Origin of the sequence: Pseudomonas sp. NPDC087358 (genome assembly GCF_044900785.1) — a bacterium.
Classification (GTDB): Bacteria; Pseudomonadota; Gammaproteobacteria; order Pseudomonadales; family Pseudomonadaceae; genus Aquipseudomonas.
Genome location: NZ_JBJDOA010000001.1, coordinates 559,228 through 583,098, shown reverse-complemented (window position 1 = coordinate 583,098; position 23,871 = coordinate 559,228). Strand labels below are relative to the sequence as shown.

At 61.4% G+C, this 23,871-nt stretch carries 17 protein-coding genes and 2 pseudogenes; 12 read left to right on the top strand and 7 right to left on the bottom strand.

What is annotated here, in order from left to right:
• From ACI2KS_RS02580 to ACI2KS_RS02545, 8 genes and pseudogenes are all read left to right on the top strand, one after another.
• A pseudogene (locus ACI2KS_RS02580) lies at positions 1–160 on the top strand (tRNA (guanosine(37)-N1)-methyltransferase TrmD); the annotation flags it as partial.
• A gap of 43 nt (positions 161–203) precedes the next feature.
• Positions 204–554, top strand: a complete 351-nt coding sequence (rplS, locus tag ACI2KS_RS02575) for a 50S ribosomal protein L19 (RefSeq protein WP_008018567.1) — start codon at positions 204–206, stop codon at positions 552–554.
• A gap of 144 nt (positions 555–698) precedes the next feature.
• Entirely contained in the window at positions 699–1,595 is an 897-nt protein-coding gene (gene xerD, locus ACI2KS_RS02570) for a site-specific tyrosine recombinase XerD (RefSeq protein WP_404616875.1), read from the top strand.
• Between the two features lie 167 nt (positions 1,596–1,762).
• The gene (gene dsbC / locus ACI2KS_RS02565; RefSeq protein WP_404616873.1) at positions 1,763–2,503 is read left to right on the top strand and encodes a bifunctional protein-disulfide isomerase/oxidoreductase DsbC; all 741 of its coding nucleotides are present in this window, start codon (positions 1,763–1,765) and stop codon (positions 2,501–2,503) included.
• A 136-nt stretch (positions 2,504–2,639) separates the two neighbouring features.
• A complete protein-coding gene (locus tag ACI2KS_RS02560) occupies positions 2,640–3,944 on the top strand; it encodes a homoserine dehydrogenase (protein WP_404616871.1) in 1,305 nt (434 codons plus the stop codon).
• A 154-nt stretch (positions 3,945–4,098) separates the two neighbouring features.
• Complete coding sequence (thrC, locus tag ACI2KS_RS02555; RefSeq protein ID WP_404616869.1) at positions 4,099–5,508, top strand: threonine synthase; 1,410 nt, start codon at positions 4,099–4,101, stop codon at positions 5,506–5,508.
• Positions 5,509–5,630: 122 nt separating this feature from the next.
• A pseudogene (locus ACI2KS_RS02550) lies at positions 5,631–8,006 on the top strand (transporter substrate-binding domain-containing protein); the annotation flags it as partial.
• Positions 8,007–8,176: 170 nt separating this feature from the next.
• On the top strand, positions 8,177–8,473 hold the full coding sequence (locus ACI2KS_RS02545) for a DUF3509 domain-containing protein (protein WP_404617252.1): 297 nt from the start codon (positions 8,177–8,179) through the stop codon (positions 8,471–8,473).
• A 162-nt stretch (positions 8,474–8,635) separates the two neighbouring features.
• Here the strand turns inward: ACI2KS_RS02545 and ACI2KS_RS02540 are convergent, their stop codons facing one another.
• Positions 8,636–9,529, bottom strand: a complete 894-nt coding sequence (locus ACI2KS_RS02540) for a TIGR02285 family protein (RefSeq protein WP_404616867.1) — start codon at positions 9,527–9,529, stop codon at positions 8,636–8,638.
• 294 nt (positions 9,530–9,823) lie between these two features.
• On the opposite strand from ACI2KS_RS02540, the gene ACI2KS_RS02535 reads away from it, so the two are divergent.
• The 3 genes from ACI2KS_RS02535 to ACI2KS_RS02525 all read left to right on the top strand — a co-directional run bounded on the left by ACI2KS_RS02535 (position 9,824) and on the right by ACI2KS_RS02525 (position 13,352).
• The gene (locus ACI2KS_RS02535) at positions 9,824–10,366 is read left to right on the top strand and encodes a YaeQ family protein (protein ID WP_404616865.1); all 543 of its coding nucleotides are present in this window, start codon (positions 9,824–9,826) and stop codon (positions 10,364–10,366) included.
• A 62-nt stretch (positions 10,367–10,428) separates the two neighbouring features.
• Entirely contained in the window at positions 10,429–12,144 is a 1,716-nt protein-coding gene (recJ, locus tag ACI2KS_RS02530; RefSeq protein WP_404616863.1) for a single-stranded-DNA-specific exonuclease RecJ, read from the top strand.
• Positions 12,145–12,245: 101 nt separating this feature from the next.
• Positions 12,246–13,352, top strand: a complete 1,107-nt coding sequence (locus tag ACI2KS_RS02525) for an NADH:flavin oxidoreductase/NADH oxidase (protein ID WP_404616861.1) — start codon at positions 12,246–12,248, stop codon at positions 13,350–13,352.
• Positions 13,353–13,795: 443 nt separating this feature from the next.
• Here ACI2KS_RS02525 and ACI2KS_RS02520 read toward each other — a convergent pair whose 3' ends face one another.
• The 6 genes from ACI2KS_RS02520 to ydcS all read right to left on the bottom strand — a co-directional run bounded on the left by ACI2KS_RS02520 (position 13,796) and on the right by ydcS (position 22,613).
• Entirely contained in the window at positions 13,796–15,871 is a 2,076-nt protein-coding gene (locus tag ACI2KS_RS02520) for a PAS domain-containing protein (RefSeq protein ID WP_404617250.1), read from the bottom strand.
• 952 nt (positions 15,872–16,823) lie between these two features.
• Positions 16,824–18,248, bottom strand: a complete 1,425-nt coding sequence (locus ACI2KS_RS02515; protein ID WP_404616859.1) for a gamma-aminobutyraldehyde dehydrogenase — start codon at positions 18,246–18,248, stop codon at positions 16,824–16,826.
• Between the two features lie 129 nt (positions 18,249–18,377).
• Positions 18,378–19,208 (bottom strand): ABC transporter permease, encoded by an 831-nt coding sequence (locus ACI2KS_RS02510; RefSeq protein ID WP_404616857.1) that lies wholly within the window; start codon positions 19,206–19,208, stop codon positions 18,378–18,380.
• On the bottom strand, positions 19,198–20,118 hold the full coding sequence (locus tag ACI2KS_RS02505) for an ABC transporter permease (protein WP_404617248.1): 921 nt from the start codon (positions 20,116–20,118) through the stop codon (positions 19,198–19,200). Before ACI2KS_RS02505 ends, ACI2KS_RS02510 begins: the two co-directional genes overlap by 11 nt.
• Positions 20,119–20,149: 31 nt before the next feature.
• A complete protein-coding gene (locus tag ACI2KS_RS02500; protein WP_404616855.1) occupies positions 20,150–21,199 on the bottom strand; it encodes an ABC transporter ATP-binding protein in 1,050 nt (349 codons plus the stop codon).
• 262 nt (positions 21,200–21,461) lie between these two features.
• Entirely contained in the window at positions 21,462–22,613 is a 1,152-nt protein-coding gene (ydcS, locus tag ACI2KS_RS02495; protein ID WP_404616853.1) for a putative ABC transporter substrate-binding protein YdcS, read from the bottom strand.
• A gap of 381 nt (positions 22,614–22,994) precedes the next feature.
• On the opposite strand from ydcS, the gene ACI2KS_RS02490 reads away from it, so the two are divergent.
• On the top strand, positions 22,995–23,726 hold the full coding sequence (locus ACI2KS_RS02490) for a tellurite resistance TerB family protein (RefSeq protein WP_404616851.1): 732 nt from the start codon (positions 22,995–22,997) through the stop codon (positions 23,724–23,726).
• Positions 23,727–23,871: the final 145 nt, after the last annotated feature.

The window sequence follows — 23,871 nt, the reverse complement described above, 5'->3', positions numbered from 1 at the left end:
ATTGCTAAGTGGCAATCACGCACACATCCGGCGTTGGCGTTTACAGCAGTCCCTTGGGCGGACCTATGAACGACGCGTCGATCTTCTGGAAAGCCGCTCGCTTTCTGGAGAAGAGAAGAAGCTGCTGGCGGAATACCTCCGCGAGCGGGACGATAGTTAACGTATCGATGGTAAATCCGATCGATTTACCTTAGGAGCACAGCATGACCAACAAAATCATTCTTGCACTCGAAGCAGAGCAGATGACCAAAGAGATCCCTCCCTTTGCCCCGGGCGACACCATTGTCGTTCAGGTGAAAGTGAAGGAAGGCGACCGTTCGCGTCTGCAAGCGTTCGAAGGCGTCGTAATTGCCAAGCGTAACCGTGGTGTGAACAGTGCTTTCACTGTTCGTAAAATCTCCAACGGTGTTGGCGTTGAGCGTACTTTCCAGACCTACAGCCCGCAAATCGACAGCATGGCTGTGAAACGTCGCGGTGACGTTCGCAAAGCCAAGCTGTACTACCTGCGTGACCTGTCCGGTAAAGCAGCTCGCATCAAGGAAAAACTGGTTTAATCCCAGTCTTCCGATGCAAAAAAAGCAGCCCTCGGGCTGCTTTTTTGTTGCCTGCGATTTGTGGGTGATGGGGCCCTGCACAGAAAATCGGTATCGAATGTAAGATGCGTGCAGCCCTCAGACAGCTAAGGAAATCAGTTCTACATGCCCGCCATAGACCACCCGATGATCGACCGCTTCCTCGATGCCCTGTGGCTGGAAAAAGGCCTGTCGGACAACACCCGCGAGTCGTACCGCAGTGACCTGACGCTGTTCAACGGCTGGCTGCAGGAGCGGGGCATTGACCTGATGACCATTGGCCGGGAAGTCATTTTCGATCATCTGGCCTGGCGCGTAGATAACGGCTATAAAGCGCGGTCGACCGCGCGGCTGTTGTCCGGTGTGCGTGGTTTTTATCGTTATCTGCTGCGCGAAAAACTGATATCGGTTGATCCGACCTTGCAGGTGGACATGCCGCAGCTGGGCAAGCCGTTGCCCAAGTCCCTGTCCGAGGCCGACGTCGAGGCATTGCTCGCAGCTCCCGATCTGAGCGAGGCGATTGGCCAACGCGATCGCGCAATGCTGGAAGTGCTTTACGCCTGCGGCCTGCGTGTGACCGAGCTGGTGAGTCTGACGCTGGAGCAGGTCAATCTGCGTCAAGGCGTGTTGCGCGTCATGGGCAAAGGCAGCAAGGAGCGGCTGGTGCCGATGGGCGAGGAGGCCATCGTCTGGGTGGAGCGTTACATGCGCGATGCCCGCCAGGAGATATTGAGCGGCCGTCCCAGCGATGTACTGTTTCCCAGTCTGCGCGGCGAGCAAATGACCCGGCAGACCTTCTGGCACCGCATCAAGCTTCAGGCCAGGGTCGCAGGCATTGGCAAATCGCTGTCGCCACACACCTTGCGCCATGCCTTCGCCACCCATTTGCTCAATCATGGCGCCGATCTTCGAGTGGTGCAGATGCTGCTGGGGCATAGCGACTTGTCCACCACACAGATCTACACCCACGTCGCCAGGGCTCGCCTGCAGGACCTGCACGCCAGGCACCATCCGCGAGGGTGAGGGCGGGCAGCAATTTACGACGTGTCTTACATCAGTCGGCGTCGGCCTTGGGAGCCTTATGTGATAGGCTTTGCCGGTTTCGCAGATCGGAGCCCAGAAAACTTCCCGGTACGCCCGCGTCCGCCGTTTTCATTTCCGCCCGACTGCCCACCGCCCGAGGAGTATTCATGCGCGTGACTCGTTTTATCGGTGCTGCCGTTGTAGCCCTGGCAAGTACCTTCAGCCTGTTTGCCCACGCTGATGAAGCGTCCGACAAGGCCATTCGCAAGACCCTGGAAACGCTCAACCTGGAAATCCCGGTCGAAAGCATCTCCAGCAGCCCGCTCAATGGTTTGTACGAGGTCAATCTCAAAGGCGGCCGTGTGCTCTATGCCAGCGCCGATGGTCAATTCGTCATGCAGGGCAACCTGTATCAGATCCAGGGCGGCAAGCCGGTCAACCTGACCGAGAAAGTCGAACGCCTGGCAATCTCGAAAACCATCAACGGCATTCCGACGGCCGAGATGGTCGTCTATCCCGCCATCGGCGAGACCAAATCCCATATCACCGTCTTCACCGACACGACCTGTCCGTACTGCCACAAGCTGCACGAGGAAGTGCCTGAGCTGAACAAGCGCGGCATCGAAGTGCGTTATGTGGCGTTCCCGCGTCAGGGCCTGGGCTCGCCGGGTGACGAACAGCTGCAGGCAGTCTGGTGCTCCAAGGACCGCCGTGACGCCATGGACCGCATGGTCGACGGCAAGAACATCAAGGCGCCAAAGTGCGACAACCCGGTCACTCGGCAATTCGAGATCGGTCAGTCGATTGGCGTGAACGGCACGCCGGCCATCGTTCTGGCCGACGGTCAGCTGATTCCGGGCTATCAGCCTGCGCCGCAAGTCGCCAAACTGGCACTCAGCGCCAAGTAATCCTGTGGGTAGCAGCCTGCGCTGCGACCCCCATTGAAGCCTCGGAATCTGCCGATGCTTCATCAATGCGAGCCGCAATTCACTGCGGTTGTTTCCACGGCCGGCCTCGCGTCGGCCGTTTTATGGGGAGTTCATAGTGAAACCGGTCAAAGTAGGCATCTGTGGGCTGGGTACTGTCGGTGGCGGTACCTTCAATGTGCTAAAGCGTAACGCCGAGGAAATTGCCCGCCGTGCCGGGCGTGGAATCGAAGTCGCGCAAATTGCCGTGCGCACGCCAAACCCCAATTGCCAGATTACCGGTACCCCGACCACGACCGACGTTTTCGACGTGGCCAGTAACCCCGAGATCGACATCGTCATCGAGCTGATCGGCGGCTACACCATCGCTCGCGAACTGGTGCTCAAGGCCATCGAAAACGGCAAGCATGTGGTCACGGCCAACAAGGCGCTGATCGCGGTTCACGGCAACGAAATCTTCGCCAAGGCTCGTGAGAAGGGGGTCATTGTGGCCTTCGAAGCTGCGGTGGCCGGGGGTATTCCGGTGATCAAGGCGATTCGCGAAGGCCTCTCGGCCAACCGCATCAACTGGGTCGCGGGCATCATCAACGGGACCGGCAACTTCATCCTGACCGAGATGCGCGAAAAGGGCCGCACCTTCCCCGACGTGCTGGCCGAGGCCCAGGCACTGGGTTACGCCGAAGCCGATCCGACCTTCGACGTCGAGGGCATCGATGCGGCGCACAAGCTGACCATTCTGGCCTCCATCGCGTTTGGCATTCCCCTGCAGTTCGACAAGGCCTACACCGAAGGCATCACCAAGCTGACCACCGCTGACGTCAACTATGCCGAAGCGCTGGGTTATCGCATCAAGCATCTGGGCGTTGCGCGCAGCACCGCAGCCGGCATCGAGTTGCGCGTGCACCCGACGCTGATCCCTGCCGATCGTCTGATCGCCAACGTCAACGGTGTGATGAACGCTGTGATGGTCAATGGCGACGCAGCCGGCTCGACGCTTTTCTATGGCGCGGGCGCAGGCATGGAGCCGACCGCATCGTCGGTGGTTGCCGACCTGGTTGATGTCGTGCGTGCCTTGACCACCGACCCGGAAAACCGCGTACCGCACCTGGCCTTCCAGCCGGACTCGCTGTCGGCCCATCCGATCCTGCCGATCGAGGCCTGTGAGAGCGCCTATTACCTGCGCATTCAGGCCAAGGACCACCCCGGTGTGCTGGCGCAGGTTGCCAGCATCCTCTCAGAACGCGGGATCAACATCGAATCGATCATGCAGAAGGAAGTCGAGGAGCATGACGGTCTGGTGCCGATGATTCTGCTGACCCATCGCGTGGTCGAGCAGCGCATGAATGACGCCATCCGGGCGCTGGAAGCGCTGCAGGATGTGGCCGGACCGGTTGTCCGCATTCGCGTCGAGCATCTGAACTGACAGCAGCCACAGCCTCAAGCGGCAAGCTGCAAGCTGCAAGTAAGAGCAAAATCACATCGCGGTGAGCTTCGGGCCGCGAGTTGCAGGTAAAGGCGAACCGCTTTGACTTGCAGCTTGTCACTTGAAGCTTGCGGCCAAACCGAAGGTTTGAAAAATGCGCTATATCAGTACCCGTGGCCAGGCACCGGCCCTGAATTTCGAAGACGTGCTGCTGACCGGCCTCGCCAGCGATGGCGGTCTGTACGTTCCGGAAAACCTGCCGCGTTTCACCCAGGAAGAAATCGCTTCCTGGGCGGGCCTGCCCTATCACGAGCTGGCGTTCCGGGTCATGCGCCCGTTCGTCACCGGCAGCATTCCGGACGCGGATTTCAAGAAGATTCTCGAAGAGACATACGGCGTTTTCGCCCACAGTGCCGTTGCCCCGCTGCGTCAGTTGAACGGCAACGAATGGGTCATGGAGCTGTTCCACGGCCCGACCCTGGCGTTCAAGGATTTCGCCCTGCAACTGCTCGGTCGTCTGCTCGATTACGTGCTGGAAAAGCGCGGCGAACGCGTGGTGATCATCGGCGCCACGTCCGGCGATACCGGTTCGGCGGCTATTGAAGGCTGCCGTCGTTGCGACAACGTCGACATCTTCATCCTGCACCCGAACAACCGCGTATCGGACGTTCAGCGCCGGCAGATGACCACCATCTTCGGCGACAACATCCACAACATCGCCATCGAAGGCAACTTCGACGACTGCCAGGAAATGGTCAAGAACAGCTTCGCTGACCAGGCTTTCCTCAAGGGCACGCGTCTGGTGGCGGTGAACTCGATCAACTGGGCGCGGATCATGGCCCAGATCGTCTACTACTTCCACGCAGCGCTGCAGCTGGGCGGTCCTGCGCGCTCCGTCGCGTTCTCGGTGCCGACCGGCAACTTCGGCGACATCTTTGCCGGTTACCTGGCCCGCAACATGGGCCTGCCGATCAGCCAGCTGATCGTGGCAACCAACCGCAACGACATCCTGCACCGCTTCATGAGCGGCAATCAGTACGTCAAGGAAACCCTGCACGCCACGCTGTCGCCGTCCATGGACATCATGGTCTCGTCGAACTTCGAGCGTCTGTTGTTCGACATGCATGGTCGCAACGGCGGCGCGATCGCTGCCCTGATGGACAACTTCAAGCAGGGCGGCGGCTTCAGCGTCGACGAAGAGCGCTGGACCGAAACCCGCAAGCTGTTCGACTCGTTGGCGGTCAGTGATGAGCAAACCTGCGAAACCATCGCACAGGTGTTCGCCAGCACCGGTGAATTGCTCGATCCGCACACGGCCATCGGCGTCAAGGCGGCGCGTGACTGCCGCCGCAACCTGGACACACCGATGGTGATTCTGGGTACCGCGCATCCGGTCAAGTTTCCGGAAGCCGTGCAGAAAGCCGGTGTAGGAAAAGCGCTTGAGCTGCCTGCACATTTGTCTGATTTGTTCGAGCGTGACGAACGCTGCACCGTTTTGCCAAACGACCTCAAAGCCATGCAGGCCTTCGTCAGCCAGCACGGCAATCGTGGCAAGCCGCTTTAACAGTATCGCCATGTAACAACTTAAGGCCCGCTCCCCAGCGGGCCTTCTGGTTTCTGCATGCCACACTTGCGAAGTATTTTTTCAATTTCGCGGATAAACCAGTGGCTGTACAACCCTTGAAGATGAGCGCTGAACCTGTGCTCATCAACCTCAGAATTTTCAGATATGCGCTCTGTGCATCGTTGTTGCTGGCGTGTCTGTGCAGCCAGTACGGTCATGCGGCGCAAAGCCTGCCGTTTGGCCTCGGGCCTCCCTTCATAAGCCAGCAAGCCCTGGTTCTCGACGCTGCCGATCGCCAGTGGCTGGACCAGCGCCAGGTGCTACGGGTCGGCATTGCCATCGCCGATTACGAGCCCATCGACATCACCAGCGACCGCAATCGCTATCAGGGCCTGAGCGCCGATTACCTGAGCCTGATCAGTGCAAAGCTGTCGACGCCGGTGCGGGTTTCCGCCTTTGCCGAGCGCGAACAGGCTGTCGCTGCCTTGCTGGCGGGGGACATCGACTTGCTGACCAGCGCCAATGGTTATGAGCGAGGCGTGCCGGGTCTGGCCTTTACCCGCGATTACCTGCCGGACCGCGCCGCAGTGGTCGGACGGGCCGATGACGCCAGTCTGTCGACCGCGCTGACAGGCAAACGGGTGGCGTTGCTCGATGGTTATGCCGACGCCCAGGTGGTGCATCGGCTGTATCCAGACAGCGAGATCATCCTGGCGCCCACGCTGTTCAGCGCGATGGAAGCGCTGGCACAAGGCGATGTCGACGCTTTCATCGGCAACGAGGTCATCGTTCGTTCCTACAATGCCCTGCGGCCTTTCCTGAGATTACAGATCAAATTCGACAGCCTGCTGCCGCCGACAGGCTTCTCGTTCGCCTTGCGCAAAGCCGACACCCGCCTGCTGGCACTGTTCGAGCGCTCGCTGGGCGATTTCGATGAGTCGCTCAGCCGGGAAATCCAGGGGCGTTGGACGATGGGCCTGGGGGTCGATGTCGCAGGCCAGCGGATCCACCTCACTGCAGCCGAGAAACTGTGGGTTCGCCGGCATTCGCAGGTGGTTGTGGCGTCCACCCAGCATCCGCCCTACATCTACAAGGACGCCAGCGATCGCTGGGTAGGGCTCACTGTCGATGTGCTCAACCGCATTTCGCGCATGACCGGACTGACCTTCGTGCATCAGGTCATGCCTTCTACGCAAGCGGCGTTGGAGGCGTTGAGCGCAGGCTCGGCCGATATGAACACCACCCTGGCCGAGAGTCCGGAGCGCAAGGCCCTGCTGGATTTCACCTATGCTTTCGGCGGCAATAACTGGGTGTACGTGGTGCGCTCGGACCGCTCGTCAGACATCAGTCTGGCGCAAATGGCCGGCAAGGTTCTGGCGCTGCCCGCGCGGCATGCGCTGCTGGAATTCATCAAGACCCACTATCCAGAGGTCCAGCTACGTCTGGTGCCCACCTACGACGATGCCCGTGCGCTGGTGGAAAACGGTCAGGCCGACGCCACCATCCAGAACGAGGCAGGCGCCTGGTTGTATCCGCCGGGACGACTGAAGGTCGGTCGCAGCGTAGAGGGCAAATGGTCGCCAGACCGTTTTTCAGTGATCAAGACCGAGCCCCAGTTACTGAGCATTCTGAACAAGGCGCTCGATGAATTCCCCGTGGCGGAAATGCGCGCCATCCGCATGAAATGGCTGGGGGCGGTCATTTCGCAACCCTCTCTGTGGCAGCGTATTCCGTCCTGGATTTACTGGATGGTTGCGGTGGCGCTGCTGCTGGGGCTGGTGTCCCTGAGCTGGAACAGCCGGCTGAACCACCAAATCCGCCAGCGCCAGCGTGCAGAACAGCAGCTCAGTGATCAGTTGGCGTTCAAGCGCGCACTGCTCGACGGCATCCCCATCCCCATCTATGTGCGTGACCTCAAGGGGCGGCTGATCTCCTGCAACCGCAGCTATGAGGAAAGCTTCGGCATCAGTTACGAGCAGATGAACGGCCGGCGACTGATCGACGTCGACCTGATTCCCCACGACATCGCCGAGCAGATGCACACGGACTACATGACACTGCTGCAGACGCAGAAGCCGGTATTCGCCGATCGCAGCATGATGCTCGCTGGCCGGCACATCGATGCCTGGCAATGGACCGTTCCTTTCTATCGCGCCGACGGTGTTCTCCAGGGATTGTTGGGGGGCTGGATCGATATCACCGAGCGCAAGCACCTGGAGCGCGAGTTGACGCTGGCCCGCCAGCAAGCGGAGCAGGCACACCAGGCCAAGAGCCGGTTTCTGGCGACCATGAGTCAAGACATTTGCACGCCGATGGGGGTCATTATCGGCCTGCTGCAACTGGAACGTGAGCGCGCCGTGCAGCGCGGTGAGGTGCCGTCCGAAGGGCTTGAGGCGGCCCATCGCGCGGCCCGCGAGCTGGTCGATCTGGTCGGCGAGAATCTGGATCTGGCGGGGATCGAGTCGGGGGCCTTGCAATCATCGACGCCAACCACGCCCTGAGGCCACCTGCGGTCAGACGACTGAAATTCCCCCTGTCACAATCAGCAGGCATGCTCCAGTCATCAGGTCGGCGCGGTCATGCCATCGACGTGGAAAAAGAACTTTCCGGCTACCTCGATGGTCATTGATAAGCACCTTTGCATTCAAACTGTTGAGTGGTGAACCAGATGGAAAATATCAGCTTACTGCTAAGCGAAGCACTGGCACCGTATCAGGCGAGCCTGGGAGCTGCCGGGGTGAATGGCGAGCGTCTGGTGACGCTGAAAAATGCAGCCGGTGCGATCGTGATCGAACGTGTCTATTCCGCTGCCCAGTTGTGTGACAAGCGCCAGTTGACCGATGTGGTTGACGGGCTTCACCGTGATTTGATGGTCGCCGAGGGGCGTATCGAGCCCTGCGTCATCGCCGCCATGCGCAATGCTTCACAAGCCGGCACGTACACCACCGGTCGGGCTTTTGTCTGATCGCCGGGGAACCTTATTGATGATTTAGGCTCCTATGCAGTACGGCAGGCGCAGGCATTGTGCTCCGGTGTTTATGTTGCCTGCCGTACGGGTCCAAGATGGGCCACGGTTGACCCCGAGTAGTCTCCCCGCTGCTCGGGGTTTCTTTTTGCCTGGCGTTTCTCAATGCTCGGGTTCGTCGAAAAATGTCTGCGCGTCATGCAGGTATTCCTCTTTCTTGACCATCCACTCTGCATAGAAACCGATCAGTCGGGTGACGCGCAGCACGCGCATTTCGCGATTGATGATGTCCATGGCGGCGCGGCCCTTGTCGTTTTTCGAGCAGCCGATATGGGCGAACTGATACTTGGGGGCGTCCTTGACCGGGAAGAACTCCAGTTCATTGAGCGGGATGCCTTGCTGCTGCGCGTGAAACCGCGCCTCCGGCCAGTAGCTGACGATCGCCTGAAAGCGGTCCAGCCGTTCCATCTGCAACATGCTGCCCACCGCGGCATTGCCGTAATGCAGGACCAGGTTCTGCGGCCGGCTCGTCTGCCGGATGATCTTGTCGATCACCGGCCCATAACTGCGCTCGCCAACGATGCCGACCTTGACCGTGTCGCTGGCCAGCAGCGCGGTCAGGTCCAGATGGCCGTCGCCGGTCACAAAGGGCTCAAACAACCCATGGTTGCTGCGCTCGATGGTGACGCCGTTGCCCGGCGTGGCATAGGTGGGAATCGAGAACAGAATCGTCTTGTCACGCTCGGCAGTCCACAACAGGGTCGGGTCGCAGGCAAAGCCGTCCGGGTCCTGGAGGATCTGTGTTCCACGGGCGCGGTTGACGTGCATGATCTGGTGGTCGTATTCCGGCATGCGCGCAATCAGTTCGGGCATCAGCTTGTCGATGGCCCCCTGACCGGTTTGCGGACCGGCGAAAATCGTCAGCGGTGGAAAATCACGCAGTACCCAGGTCAGGGTTTCCCTGTCTTGCGCGCTTACGGGCGTGATGCCCCATGCCGATGTGAGCAGCAGGGCCGCAAGGGCGGCTTTGCGCAGACGCGTGTAACGATTGACCATCCGTCGATATGTATCCCGAGAAGACTGACTGGGGCCGAAATCGACCCGGCCAGGACCACTGTGGTCTGACTGGACAACGGGCCGCTCTGTGTACTTCATGTAGAGGGTCTCGCAGTAAGGTATCGGCGTTGTGGATCATTTGTTTAACACTCGTCACCTTTGGATGAGTAAAGCAGCACGGCGATTGTCCGGCACAGCAATTTGCACCGTTGGCCCATCGGTCATCGAGATTCGTCGTTCCGGGCACTTGCATCGGTTAGACTTGGCGCCTTTCCTGTCTTTAGAAGCCCGTTCATGGCCCAGCCGTCCACGACCTACAAATTCGAACTCAATCTCACCGACCTTGACCGCTCGGTGTACGAGAGCGTCAAACAGACCATCGCCCGACACCCGTCGGAGACCGAAGAACGCATGACCGTGCGCCTGCTGGCCTATGCGTTCTGGTACAGCGAGCACCTGTCGTTCGGCCGTGGCCTGTCGGACGTCGACGAGCCGGCATTGTGGGAAAAAAGTCTGGATGACCGCGTGTTGCACTGGATCGAAGTCGGCCAGCCGGATGCCGATCGACTGACCTGGTGTTCGCGCCGAACCGAACGCACCAGCCTGCTGGCCTACGGCAGTCTGCGGGTGTGGGAAGGCAAGGTGGTGCCCGCGGTGAAAACCCTGAAAAACGTCAACATCGCCGCCGTGCCCCAGGAAGTGCTGGAAACCCTGGCCAAGGACATGCCGCGGGTCATCAAATGGGACGTCATGATCAGCGAAGGCACCATCTTCGTCACCGATGATCGCGGCCAGCACGAAGTGCAACTGCAGTGGCTGGCGGGTGAGCGCGGCTGATCGCCGATCGCTTGCCGCACTAAACCGATCCAGCTCCATAGAAGAACCACAGCGGAACCCGCATGCGCATCGAACCACGCCAGTTGCCCGACACCCTGCCTTTTCTGGGCGATCTGCCGCCTTTGCTGACCCGCCTCTATGCCGCTCGCGGTGTGGTGTCGCAGGACGAACTGGACAAGGGGCTGGCGCGCCTGATTCCCTATCAACAGCTCAAGGGCATCGACGCTGCGGTGGATTTGCTGGTGACCGCGCTGCAGCAACGCCAGCGCATTCTCATCGTCGGCGATTTCGATGCCGACGGCGCCACCGCGAGTACCGTCGGCGTATTGGGCCTGCGCCTGCTCGGCGCTGCGCATGTCGATTATCTGGTGCCCAACCGCTTCGAGTACGGCTACGGTCTGACCCCGGAAATCGTCCAGGTCGCCCTGGAGCGCCAGCCCGATCTGCTGATGACGGTGGATAACGGCATCTCCAGTGTTGAGGGCGTGGCAGCCGCCAAGGCCGCCGGCTTGCAAGTGCTGGTCACCGATCACCACTTGCCGGGCCATGAGTTGCCCGCCGCCGATGCCATCGTCAACCCCAACCAGCCCGGCTGCACCTTCCCCAGCAAGGCGTTGGCCGGGGTTGGCGTGATGTTCTACGTGCTGATGGCCCTGCGTGCGCGTTTGCGTGAAATAGGCTGGTTCCAGGCCAACGGCCGGGTGCAGCCCAATCTGGGTGAGTTGCTCGACCTGGTGGCGCTGGGCAGCGTCGCCGACGTCGTGCCGCTGGACGCCAACAACCGCATCCTGGTGCACCAGGGCCTGATGCGTATCCGCGCAGGTCGTGCGCGGCCCGGGCTGCGCGCGATCCTGGAAGTCGCCCGGCGTGAGCCGTCGCGCATCACTTCCACCGATCTTGGCTTCATCCTCGGGCCGCGGCTCAATGCAGCGGGGCGTCTGGACGACATGAGCCTGGGCATCGAATGCCTGCTCTGTGAAGACGAGACGCTGGCACGCGAAATGGCCGTGCAGCTGGACGAGCTCAATCAGGACCGCAAATCCATCGAGCAAGGCATGCAGCGTGAAGCCCTGGCTCAGCTCAAGGACCTGCCGCTGGAGTCGATGCCGTTCGGTCTGTGCCTGTTCGAAGCCGAATGGCATCAGGGTGTGATCGGCATCCTCGCCTCGCGGCTCAAAGAGCGCTATCACCGGCCAACCATCGCTTTCGCCAGTGCTGGAGAAGGCGTGCTGAAAGGGTCGGCGCGTTCGGTGCCCGGCTTTCATATTCGGGATGCGCTAGACGCAGTCGCCGCACAGAATCCCGACTTGATCAGCAAGTTCGGCGGCCACGCCATGGCGGCCGGGCTGTCGCTGCCGGAAGCGAACTTCCCGGCGTTCGCCCAGGCCTTCGATGCCGAAGTCCGTCGTCAGCTCAATGAAGAAGACCTCACCGGACGCCTGCTGTCCGATGGCACCCTGGCCGTGGAAGAGTTTCACCTGGAGCTGGCGCGGGCGTTGCGCAACGCCGGGCCCTGGGGTCAGCATTTTCCTGAACCCTTGTTCCATGGGGTTTTCCAGCTGGTGGAGCAGCGCATTGTCGGCGAGCGGCATCTGAAGATGGTGCTCAAGACCGAATGCGGCACGGTCAGGCTCGACGGCATCGCCTTCAGCGTCGACCGCGATGTGTGGCCCAATCCCACCATTCGCTGGGTCGAGCTGGCCTACAAACTGGATCTGAACGAGTTCCGTGGCAATGAAACCGTGCAACTGATGGTGGCGCACATCTCGCCGCGCTGACCGGGCACATGCATCGCAGCAGGAACCCACGCTTGTCTTGGGTTGTCGACTAGGCTCTAGGTTCGCGAGAACAGGACCTTAACCCGACTTCAGAGGTGCCCATGAGCCTGCTGCTTGAACCCTATACCCTTCGCCAATTGACCTTGCGTAATCGCATCGCGGTATCGCCGATGTGTCAGTACTGCTGCGCCGACGGTCTGGCCAATGACTGGCACCTGGTCCACCTGGGCAGTCGTGCCGTGGGCGGCGCCGGACTGATCTTCACCGAGGCAGCAGCGGTGACCCGGGATGGCCGGATCACCCCGCAAGACCTGGGCATCTGGCACGACGAGCAGATCGAGCCGCTGCAACGCATCACCCGCTTCATCACCGCCCAAGGCGCAGTCGCCGGTATTCAACTGGCTCATGCCGGACGCAAGGCCAGCACATGGCGGCCGTGGCTGGGCAAGCATGGGAGTATTCCGGCAGATGAGGGCGGCTGGACGCCTTGGGGACCGTCAAAGATCGCCTTCGATCCGCAACACACGCCACCTACCCCTCTGGAGGACGATCAGATCCAGCAGGTGATCCAGGCATTCGTCGATGCGGCCAAACGTGCACTGACGGCCGGTTTCAAAGTTGTGGAAATTCATGCCGCGCATGGCTATCTGCTGCATCAGTTCCTGTCGCCGTTGAGCAATCAGCGCCGCGACCAATACGGCGGCTCGTTCGACAATCGCATTCGCCTGACCCTGGAAGTGGTACAGGCCGTGCGCAAGGTCTGGCCAGAAGAGCTGCCGCTGTTCGTGCGCGTGTCGGCCACCGACTGGGTGGAGGATGGCTGGAACCCTGATGAAACCGTCGAGCTGGCCAGGCGCTTGAAGACCTTGGGCGTTGACCTGATCGACGTATCGTCCGGCGGCACTGCGGCCAATGCGGAGATTCCGGTGGGCCCCGGGTATCAGACACGCTTTGCCGAGCGGGTCAAGAAAGAGGCAGGTATCGCCACCGGCACCGTGGGCATGATCACTGAACCGGCGCAGGCCGAACACATTCTGCGAACCGGTCAGGCTGACCTGATCCTGCTGGCCCGCGAGTTATTGCGCGACCCTTACTGGCCACTGCATGCCGACGACGATCTGGGTGGTCGCCAAGCGGTGTGGCCGGCGCAATACCAGCGCGCCACTCACCGTGATCAACCGATTCATGAGTCGGACTTGCGCGACTGACCCCAGTCTGAAGGACGGGCTTGCCCCGCTAGCGGCGGGGAACCCGTCGTAGAACCTGGGCCTAGGGTCTGTCTGGCACCCCGCGTCCAACGCCTTGACGACGACTGCGTCGCCGATCGCGGGCAAGCCCGCTCCCACGGCCTGCGGCCAGAATCAAAAGCCTAAAGCCCATCCGTCCCTGCGGCCAGAATCATCAGCCCAAGGCACATCCGCCCCTGCGGCCAGAATCATAAGCCCGAGGCCCATCCGTCCCAGCGGCCAGAATCACCAGCCCAAAGTCCATCCGTCCCAGCGGCCAGAATCACCAGCCCAAGGTCCACCTGTCCCTGCGGCCAGAATCACCAGCCCGAGGCCCATCCCCCCCTGCGGCGACAATCAAAGGCCGACGGCGCACAGCGTCCGGGTTGGCGTTATCACGCGGAGCGTGGGAACGATCGCGACACTCACCCTTCCAGCAGCGCCTTCACCCGTTCACCCAGGGCCGGGATGGAGAACGGCTTGGTCAGCACGTGCATGCCAGGGTCGAGCCGACTGCCGCCCAGCGCTGCGTTTTCCGCGTAGCCGGTGACGAACAGTACCTTCAGACCCGGTCGCAACGAGCGGGCGGCGTCGGCCAGCTGTCGGCCGTTCATGCCGCCCGGTAGACCCACGTCCGACACCAGAAGATCGACGTGCTGACGGGTTTGCAGGATTTGCAGCGCCACCGCGCCGCTGTCGGCCTCCAGGACGCGGTAACCCTGATCGGCCAGTACCTCGGCCATCAGCGCCCGTACCGCTGGCTCGTCATCGACCACCAGCACCGTTTCGCCGCCGGCCACATGATCGAGGGCGTCGTGCTGGCTTGGCTCGTCGCCCGGCAATTCGGCGGTTTCAGTAGACGCGGGCAGGTAAATGCAGACCTGCGAGCCGCGACCCAGGGTTGACTGGATCTGCACGCCACCACCGGACTGTCGGGCGAAGCCGTAAATCATCGAAAGCCCAAGGCCGGTGCCCATGCCGATGGGCTTGGTGGTAAAGAACGGATCGAACGCCCGCTTGACCACTTCACTGCTCATGCCGCTGCCGTTGTCGCTGACGCGCAGCGCCACATACAGACCGGCGGGAAGTTCAAGGTCCTTGGCCTGGCTGGCGTCGAGGTTCTGGTTGCTGGTTTCGATCAGCAACTGGCCGCCGTCGGGCATGGCGTCGCGAGCGTTCAGGCACAGGTTGAGCAGAGAGTTTTCCAGCTGGTGAGGGTCCACCAGTGTCGGCCACAGACCCCGCGTGGCCAGCACATCCATGGCGATGGACGGGCCGACGGTACGACGGATCAACTCGGCCATGCCGTCGATCAGGCGATCGACGTCGGTGGGTTTGGGGTCCAGGGTCTGTCGACGGGAGAACGCCAGCAGTCGATGGGTCAGGGCGGCGGCACGTCGCGACCCTTCGAGGGCGGCGTTGATGTAGCGTCCCAGATCCTCGGTTCGGCCTTTGGTGACACGATTTTTCAGCAATTCGATGTTGCCGCTGACGCCCATCAGCAGGTTGTTGAAGTCATGCGCCAGACCACCGGTGAGCTGGCCGACGGCCTCCATCTTCTGCGACTGGCGCAGGGCGTCTTCGGTGATGCGCAGGGCTTCGGAGCGCTCCTTTTCGGCAGTCATGTGCTTGCCCAGGGCGAAGATCACGCCCTCACTCGCCGCTGCGGTCCAGCCAATCCAGCGATAAGTGCCATCGTTGTGTCGGTAGCGATTTTCGAACAGGGGCAATGAGTCGTTGACGGCGTGTGCCAGCGCAGCCTCTGTGGAGCTCAGGTCATCGGGGTGCGCCAGGTCCAGTACGTGCCTGCCGATAAGATCGGCGGGCTGATAACCCAATACGGCCGACCACGCCGGGTTGACCCGGAAGAACACTCCGTTGTAATCCACCATCGCCAGCAGATCCGGGGAGATATCCCACAGGCAATCGAGCTCGGCGGTGCGTGCGGTCAGCGCTTGGGCCTGTTGTTTTTCGGTACTGATGTCTCTGGCGCTGCAATACATCTTGCCGCCTTCCGGAACCGCGACCCAGGACAGCCAGCGGTAGTCGCCATCCTTGCATCGATAGCGGTTCTCGAAATTCAGCACGGGATGGTTTTTCGCAAGTTCGGCGAAGGCGGTGTCGCTGCGCCCGGCATCGTCGGGGTGGACAAGCTGACGGAAGGTCATCGCAGCCAGCTCTTCGGCACTCCAGCCCAGCACCTGTTGCCAGGCGGGGTTACTGGACTCGAACCGGTAACCGGCGTCCATGACCGACAGCAGGTCCGGACTCACTTGCCAGGTCAGGCCCCGCTCGTGGGAACGGGCGATGACCTGCCGTTCGAGGTCGGCGATCAGGTCCAGCCGCCGCTGCTCACTGGCACGCAGTGCGCGCTGGTCCATCACCCGCTTCGTCGTTTCATTGGTCACGCAGAACAGTCCGACCACGGCGTTGTTCTCGTCGATCAATGGCGAGAATGAAAACGACCACCAGGTGCGCTCGATTTCCCCGTATCGGGCCATGGTCAGCGGCAGGTCCTGGCCCACGTAGGGAATACCGCGCATGGCGTTTTCGGCATAGGGCTGCACCTGATCCCAGACGTCCGCCCACAGCTCCTTGATCGGCGCGCCCATGGCGTTCTCGCGGCGTGGACCGAGGACCGGGGCATAGGCGTCATTGTGGAAGAACAGCTGCTCGGGGCCCCAGAGCAAGTACATCGACTCCGGCGAGTTGAGAATCAGGTTCAGATGGATTTTCAGCGCGGCTGGCCACTGCTCCATCGGCCCAAGCGCCGTCGTGCGCCAGTCTTTGTGCGTGATGGTGCGACCTGCCTCACTGTCGCCTGCGGGAAAGCCGGGGTATCTGGTCAACGAGGCAAGCTCCAATGGGGGGAGAACTGTGATCGCCGCCGGGAGGCTATTCCCCACCTTTCACATCCGCTTGAAGGGTGGTCGGAGCGAAACAAAGGGTCATTGAGATTCATACGAATGTCAAAAGCCCCCTGCGAATCCGAAGCAGCGTCAAATGGATTGACCATGGATTCTCACAGGGGTTGCACAGTGATATCAAATTCTAATCAGTGTGCATGGCGCGACACGGCAGGACGCCGGGAAAGGTCTTGAGGAAGATGCGCGCTCTTGATTGTTCCCACGCGCGTGGTGACGCCTGCCTGGACGCTGCGCGTCTTTGGTGTGCGACGCAGAGCGTCATGGCTGCATTCCCACGCGGAGCGTGGGAACGATCAATCTGTTTTGTCTGCGGCATTACCTCTGTAGCAGTCCGGCTTGCCGGCGGTGACGTCGGTGAGATTGCTGCCGCCGGCAAGCCGGGCTGCTACAGATTGATGATCGTCCTCGCGCTGCGCGTGGAAACGATCCCTCTGCAGAAAGAATGCGGTCCCCTGTAGGAGTGAGCTTGCTCGCGATAGCCATCCGCCGGACGCATCCCGGTATCTGACATACCGGGTAAGCGTCCTCAGTGCTTGAACATCACATGCCGCACGGTGGTGTAATCCTCCAGCCCATACAGGGACATGTCTTTGCCATAACCGGACAGCTTCTGCCCACCGTGGGGCATTTCGCTGACCAGCATGAAGTGCGTGTTGACCCAGGTGCAGCCGTATTGCAGGCGCGCCGAAAGGCGGTGGGCGCGGCCGACATCCCGGGTCCAGACCGACGACGCCAGGCCGTAGTCCGAATCGTTGGCCCAGTCCAGCACCTGGGCTTCATCATCGAACCGGGTGACCGAAACCACCGGCCCGAACACCTCACGGCGCACGATCTCGTCGTCCTGCTGCGCATCGGCAATGACCGTTGGCTGGAAGAAAAAACCTTCGCCCTCTATCGCCTTGCCGCCAGTGACCAGGCGCATATGTGACTGCGCGACGGCGCGTTCGACGAAGCCGGTGACACGATCACGGTGCTGCGCGGTGATCAACGGCCCCAGCTCGGTTTCGGGATCATCTGGCTGGCCGACCTTGAGGGTGCTGACCGCCTCACCGAGTTTTTGCACGAACTGCTCATAGATGCCTTTCTGCGCATAGATGCGGCAGGCCGCGGTGCAGTCTTGCCCAGCGTTGTAGAAGCCAAAGGTGCGGATGCCTTCCACCGCGGCGTCGATGTCGGCGTCGTCGAAGATAATCACCGGCGCCTTGCCGCCCAGTTCCATGTGCATGCGTTTGACGCTGTCGGCGGTGCTGGAAATGATGTGCGAGCCGGTGGCGATGGAGCCGGTCAGCGAGACCATGCGCACCTTCGGATGGGTCACCAGCGGGTTGCCGACGGTCTGTCCGCGCCCGAACACCAGGTTCAGCACGCCAGCGGGGAAGATGTCGTTGGCCAGTTCCACCAGGCGCAGTGCGGTCAGCGGGGTTTGTTCCGAAGGCTTGAGTACCACGGTGTTGCCGGCGGCCAGGGCCGGGGCGATCTTCCAGGCAACCATCATCAGCGGGTAGTTCCACGGCGCGATGGAGGCGATGACGCCCACCGGGTCGCGGCGAATCATCGAAGTATGGCCCGGCAGGTATTCACCGGCAGCCGATCCGCCCATGCAGCGGCTGGCGCCGGCGAAGAAGCGAAACACGTCGGCAATCGCCGGCAGCTCATCGTTGAGCGCCGCATGATAGGGCTTGCCGCAGTTGTCCGACTCAAGCTTGGCTAGTTCTTGGGCGTTGGCGTCGATGGCATCGGCCAGTTTCAACAACAGCAGCGAGCGATCTTTCGGCGCGGTCTGCGACCAGCTTGCGAATGCGGCATCGGCGGCGCGCACGGCGGTGTCGACCTGGCCTTCGCTGGCTTCGTTGATGTGCACTAAAACACTGCCCAGCGCGGGGTTGAGTATCGGTTGCGCAGGACCGTCACCGGCGACCAGTTGGCCATTGATCAGCAGCTTGGTTTGCATGAATTCGTCCTCTTGATGCACTTGGCTTTCTGTAGGAGTGAGCTTGCTCGCGATGCTGCCTTCTCAGGCGAGGTAGGCGGTGCGGCAAAAATCAATCGCGAGCAAGCTCACCCCTACAGGGTTTTATGTTCATTTCCCGCCGCTACCGGCCACGCTCTCGCCGCCGCGGGTCAGGTAATAGGCGCCGAGAATCGGCAGCATGGTCACGATCATCACCAGCATCGCCACCACGTTGGTCACCGGGACATCCCGTGGCCGGCTGAGCTGGTTGAGCAGCCAGATCGGCAGCGTGCGTTCGTGGCCAGCGGTGAAAGTGGTGACGATGATTTCATCGAACGACAGGGCAAACGCCAGCATGCCGCCGGCCAGCAACGCCGAGCCCAGGTTGGGCATGATGATGTAGCGAAAGGTCTGCCAGCCGTCGGCGCCGAGGTCCATCGACGCCTCGATCAGGCTGTGCGAGGTGCGGCGCAGGCGGGCGATGACATTGTTGTAGACGATCACCACGCAGAAGGTCGCGTGGCCAACGATGATGGTGAGCATTCCAGGCTCGATGCCCAGTGTCTTGAATGCCGACAACAGCGCAAGGCCGGTGATGATGCCGGGCAGGGCGATGGGCAGGATCAGCATCAGCGAAATACCGTCCTTGCCGAAAAAATCCCGCCGGTACAGCGCCGCCGAAGCCAGCGTTCCCAGCACCATCGCGATCAAGGTGGCCACGCAGGCGATCTGCAACGAGAGCTTGATCGACTCCAGTACGTCAGGCCGCGCGAACGCCACGCTCAGCCATTTCAGGGTCAAGCCCCGGGGCGGAAAGCTGAAGGCCGCGTCTTCGGTATTGAAGGCATAGACGAAGATGATCAGGATCGGGAAATGCAGAAACACCAGCCCGCCCCAGGCGGCGATTTTCAGTCCCCAGGAGGCCTGATCGCCTTGTTTGACCAAAGGCTTAGAGCGCATCGAAGGCCCCCAGTCGTTTGACGATGGACAGGTAGACGGCGATCAGCACGATAGGCACCAGCGTAAATGCCGCCGCCATCGGCATGTTGCCGATGGCGCCTTGCTGGGCGTAGACCATGCTGCCGATGAAATAGCCCGGTGGGCCAATCAGCTGCGGCACGATGAAATCGCCCAGGGTCAGCGAAAACGTGAAGATGGAGCCGGCGGCAATCCCCTGCACCGACAGCGGCAGGATCACCTGCATGAAGGTTTGCCGCGGTTTGGCCCCAAGGTCGGCCGAGGCTTGCAGCAGCGAGGGTGGCAGTCGCTCCAGCGAGGCCTGGATCGGCAGGATCATGAACGGCAGCCAGATGTAGACAAACACCATGAAGCGCCCCAGATGCGAGGTCGACAAGGTGCTGCCGCCAACACCGGGAATGCCCAGGATCAACTGCAAAACCGGCTCCAGCCCCAAGTGCTGGACGAACCACTGGGTCACGCCGCCCTTGGCCAGCAGCAGCGTCCAGGCATAGGCCTTGACGATGTAGCTGGCCCACATCGGCATCATCACCGCGATATAGAAAAACGCCTTGGTCTTGCCGGTGGTGTAGCGCGCCATGTAGTAGGCGATCGGAAAGGCGACGATGGCGCTGGCGATGGACACCGCGATGGCCATGCCCAGGGTGCGCTGGATCACATCGAAGTTGGCCGGGTTGAACAATGCGCCGAAGTTGCCCAGGGTCAGGTCCGGGGTGACCGCCATGGTGAAGTCATCGAAGGTGTAGAAGCCCTGCCACAGCAGCCCCAGCAGCGAACCCAGATAGATCGCGCCGAACCACAGCAGCGGCGGGATCAACAACAGCGACAGGTACAGGTTCGGTCGTCGGTACAACAGATTGGACACGCGCCGCAGCGGCGATTGCCCTGGCATCGACGCCGAGTGGGCGAGGGTCTGGCTCATCTCAACGGGCCTCGGCCACGGCCGGATTCGCAGCGTCTTGCAGCGGGATCATCGCCTCCCGTGCCCAGCGTGCGCTCATGCGCTGTCCGGCCTGATGTTGCGCGCTGGTGTCCAGCCATTGGGTATTGGCCTGGCTGACGCTGAGGGTTTGACCATTGTCCAGTTTCAGTTCGTAGCGCGTGGCGCTGCCCTGGTACTGAATGTCGTGCAGCAGCCCGCTGACTTCGATTTCATGACTGGCCACCGGGCCGTCGGCGAAGCGAATGTGCTCCGGACGAATCGAAAACGCGTTCGGCTTGCCGCTCAGCTGTCGTGCCAGTTCGCCGCGCAGCACGTTGGAGGTGCCGACGAACTCGGCGACGAAGGTCGTGGCCGGTTTCATATACAGGTTGCGCGGGGTATCGACCTGCTCGATGCGGCCTTTGTTGAATACCGCAACCCGATCGGACATCGACAGCGCCTCGGTCTGATCGTGGGTGACGAAGATGAAGGTGATACCGAGCTGGCGCTGAAGCTTTTTCAGCTCGCTCTGCATCTGCTCGCGCAGCTTGAGGTCCAGCGCGCCCAGGGGTTCGTCGAGCAGCAACACGCGGGGACGATTGACCAGGGCCCGAGCCAGAGCCACCCGTTGACGCTGGCCTCCGGACAACTGCACCGGTTTGCGTTCTCCATAGCCGTCGAGGGCGACCATGCTCAGGGCGTCTTCGGCACGCGCCAGGCGCTCGCGCTTGCCGACGCCTTTGACCTTCAGGCCGTAGGCGACGTTGTCGCGCACGTTCATGTGCGGGAACAACGCGTAGTCCTGAAACACCGTATTGACGTCACGCTGATACGGCGGCAAGCCGGCGGCTTCTTCGCCATGAATACGGATCGAGCCTTGAGTGGGTTGTTCGAAACCTGCAATCAACCGCAGGCAGGTGGTCTTGCCCGAGCCCGACGGCCCCAGCATGGAAAAGAACTCGCCGTCCCTGATGTCGATGGACACCCGGTCAACGGCCTTCACATCGCCGAAATGCCGGGAAACGTCGGTGAACTGGACTGCAAGGGTCATGGCGTGAAACCTCATTTGAAAGCGGACGCCGTCACAGCGGGTTCGCCGGGTGTCGCTGAATGCTGAAATGCTGGGTGGAATACGTTTCGTAGCCAAACTGCCACAGGACAGAGCGACGCAGAGCCCCTGTAGGCGTGAGCTTGCTCGCGATTGAAGTGTGTCAGACGATATTGCAGTGCCTGAGCAATCGGATCGCGAGCAAGCTCACTCCTACAGGTGTTGCGGAGTGCCGGAGAGCGGGGGCATTCGGCACATTCGGGGCTTAACGCCCGCCCATGATCGCGATGTAATCCTGGGTCCAGCGGCTGTATGGCACGTACTTGCCACCTTCGGCCTGCGGGGTTTTCCAGAAGGCGATCTTGTCGAACAGATCGAAGCCGTTGGTGGCGCAACCTTCTGCGCCCAGCAGGTCGCTGGACTTGCACGCTTGGGGCACCACCGGCAGCGAGCCGAACCAGGCGGCTACGTCACCCTGCACCTTGGGCTGCAGCGACCAGTCCATCCACTTGTAGGCGCAGTTGGGATGCTTGGCGTCGGCATGCAGCATGGTGGTGTCCGCCCAGCCAGTGGCGCCTTCCTGGGGGATGGTCGAGGCCACCGGCTGTTTGTCGGCGACCAGGCCATTGACCATGTAGCCCCAGGAGCTTGAGGCGGCGACACCTTCGTTTTTCACGTCGCTCATCTGTACGGTCGCGTCATGCCAGTAGCGATGCACCAGCGGGTGCTGGGCGCGCAGCAGATCGAGCACAGCCTTGTACTGGGTTTCGGTCAGTTGGTACGGGTCTTCGATCTTCAACTCTGGCTTGGCGGTCTTCAGATACAACGCCGCATCGGCGATGTAGATAGGCCCGTCATAGGCCTGCACACGACCCTTGTTCGGCTTGCCATCGGGCAGATCCTGCGCCTCGAACACCACGCTCCAGCTCACCGGCGGGGTCTTGAATACAGTGGTGTTGTACATCAGCACGTTCGGGCCCCATTGATAGGGCGTGCCGTAGGTCTGCTTGTTGACGGTGTACCACGGACCGTCCTTGAGGCGTGGATCGAGGGTTTTCCAGCCGGGAATCAAATCGGTATTGATCGGCTGCACGCGCTTGCCGGCCACCAGGCGCAACGACGCATCCCCCGATGCGGTCACCAGGTCATAGCCGCCCTTGGTCATCAGGCTGACCATCTCGTCGGAGGTCGCCGCGGTCTTGACGTTGACCTTGCAGCCGGTCTGCTGCTCGAAGCCCGTCACCCAGTCGTAAGCCTTGTCGCTTTCGCCGCGTTCGATGTAACCCGGCCATGCCACGATATCCAGCTGGCCTTCGCCGTCGCCCACCGCCTTGAGCATTTCGGCCGCCTGCAAGGTGCCGCTGGTGAACAAAGCGGTGATCACAGCGCTCAGGAGCGCAGTCTTTTGCACTGACATGGGGTTCCCTCTTTTTCAAATTATGGTCGGGGCAGTTTTCAACGTGACGGGTGCTGCGTGCTTGTTTCAAGCTGTTATGGGCTGGGCTTATCGATTACCTGTACTGGCACGGATGGCTGCGGTGGCGTTGTTCGATCTGTCACCGCCCGCAGGCTGTGCTGCTACAAGAGTGCAATCGCTTCAACCTGTTTCGAAGCAATCTAGCCCCAGAGCCTAGTGCCACATCCAGAGCTCGACAAATACCTGGATGGTTTTTCCTGATCAGCTTGCGGCCATTTGCCGTCTGGGCCGCAACATCTGGAAGCACACCGGAAAACCGGCGCTGAAGACTTCGACTTACCCTGCGGGTCGAATCGTCAAATCCGTTTCAGGAGGTTTCCCATGAATACCCGTGGCTTGCTCGATCAACTATTGAAATCCGGCCAGGACCTGCTGCAGAACAAGACCGCTGGATCCACCCCTACAGGCTCCCCGGGCCAGGCCAGCCAAGGCGGGTTGAGCGATCTGCTGGGCAAGGCCGGTGCCGGCAACCTGGGTGGTTTTCTTTCAGGGGCAGGCGGCGGCGCGCTGGCAGCCGGCGCCATGGGGCTGCTGCTGGGCAACAAGAGCGCGCGCAAGATCGGTGGCAAGGCGCTGACCTATGGCGGGCTCGCAGCGCTGGGTGTGCTGGCTTACAAAGCCTACGGCAATTGGCAGAGCCACCAGGGACTGGCCCAACAGCCCGCGCCACAGACCGTAGACCGTGTTCCGCCTGCCCAGGTCGAGCAGCACAGCGAGGCGATCCTGCGGGCGTTGGTGGCGGCCGCCAAAGCCGATGGTCATGTCGATGACAATGAGCGGCAGCTGATTGAAGGGGAATTCACGCGTCTGACCGGTGATCAGCAATTACAGCACTGGCTGCATGCCGAATTGAACAAGCCGCTGGACCCGGCCGATGTCGCCCGAGCGGCGCACACCCCCGAGATTGCCGCCGAGATGTACCTGGCCAGCGTGATGATGGTCGATGAGGAGCATTTCATGGAACGGGCGTACCTGGATGAACTGGCCAAGCAGTTGAAGCTTGAGCCAGGCCTCAAAGCGGAACTGGAGAGTCAGGTGCGGCAAGCGCAATGACAGATATCGATCGCTTCTGCCCGCAGGGCGTAGGAGCAAGCTTGCTCGCGATCTGGCGCGAAGCGGCAGAAACCCTGTGACCGGTGTGCGCCTGACACACCGAGTTGCCGGATTTTACTGCCGGTGCCCGGCAGCTCGCGGGGCA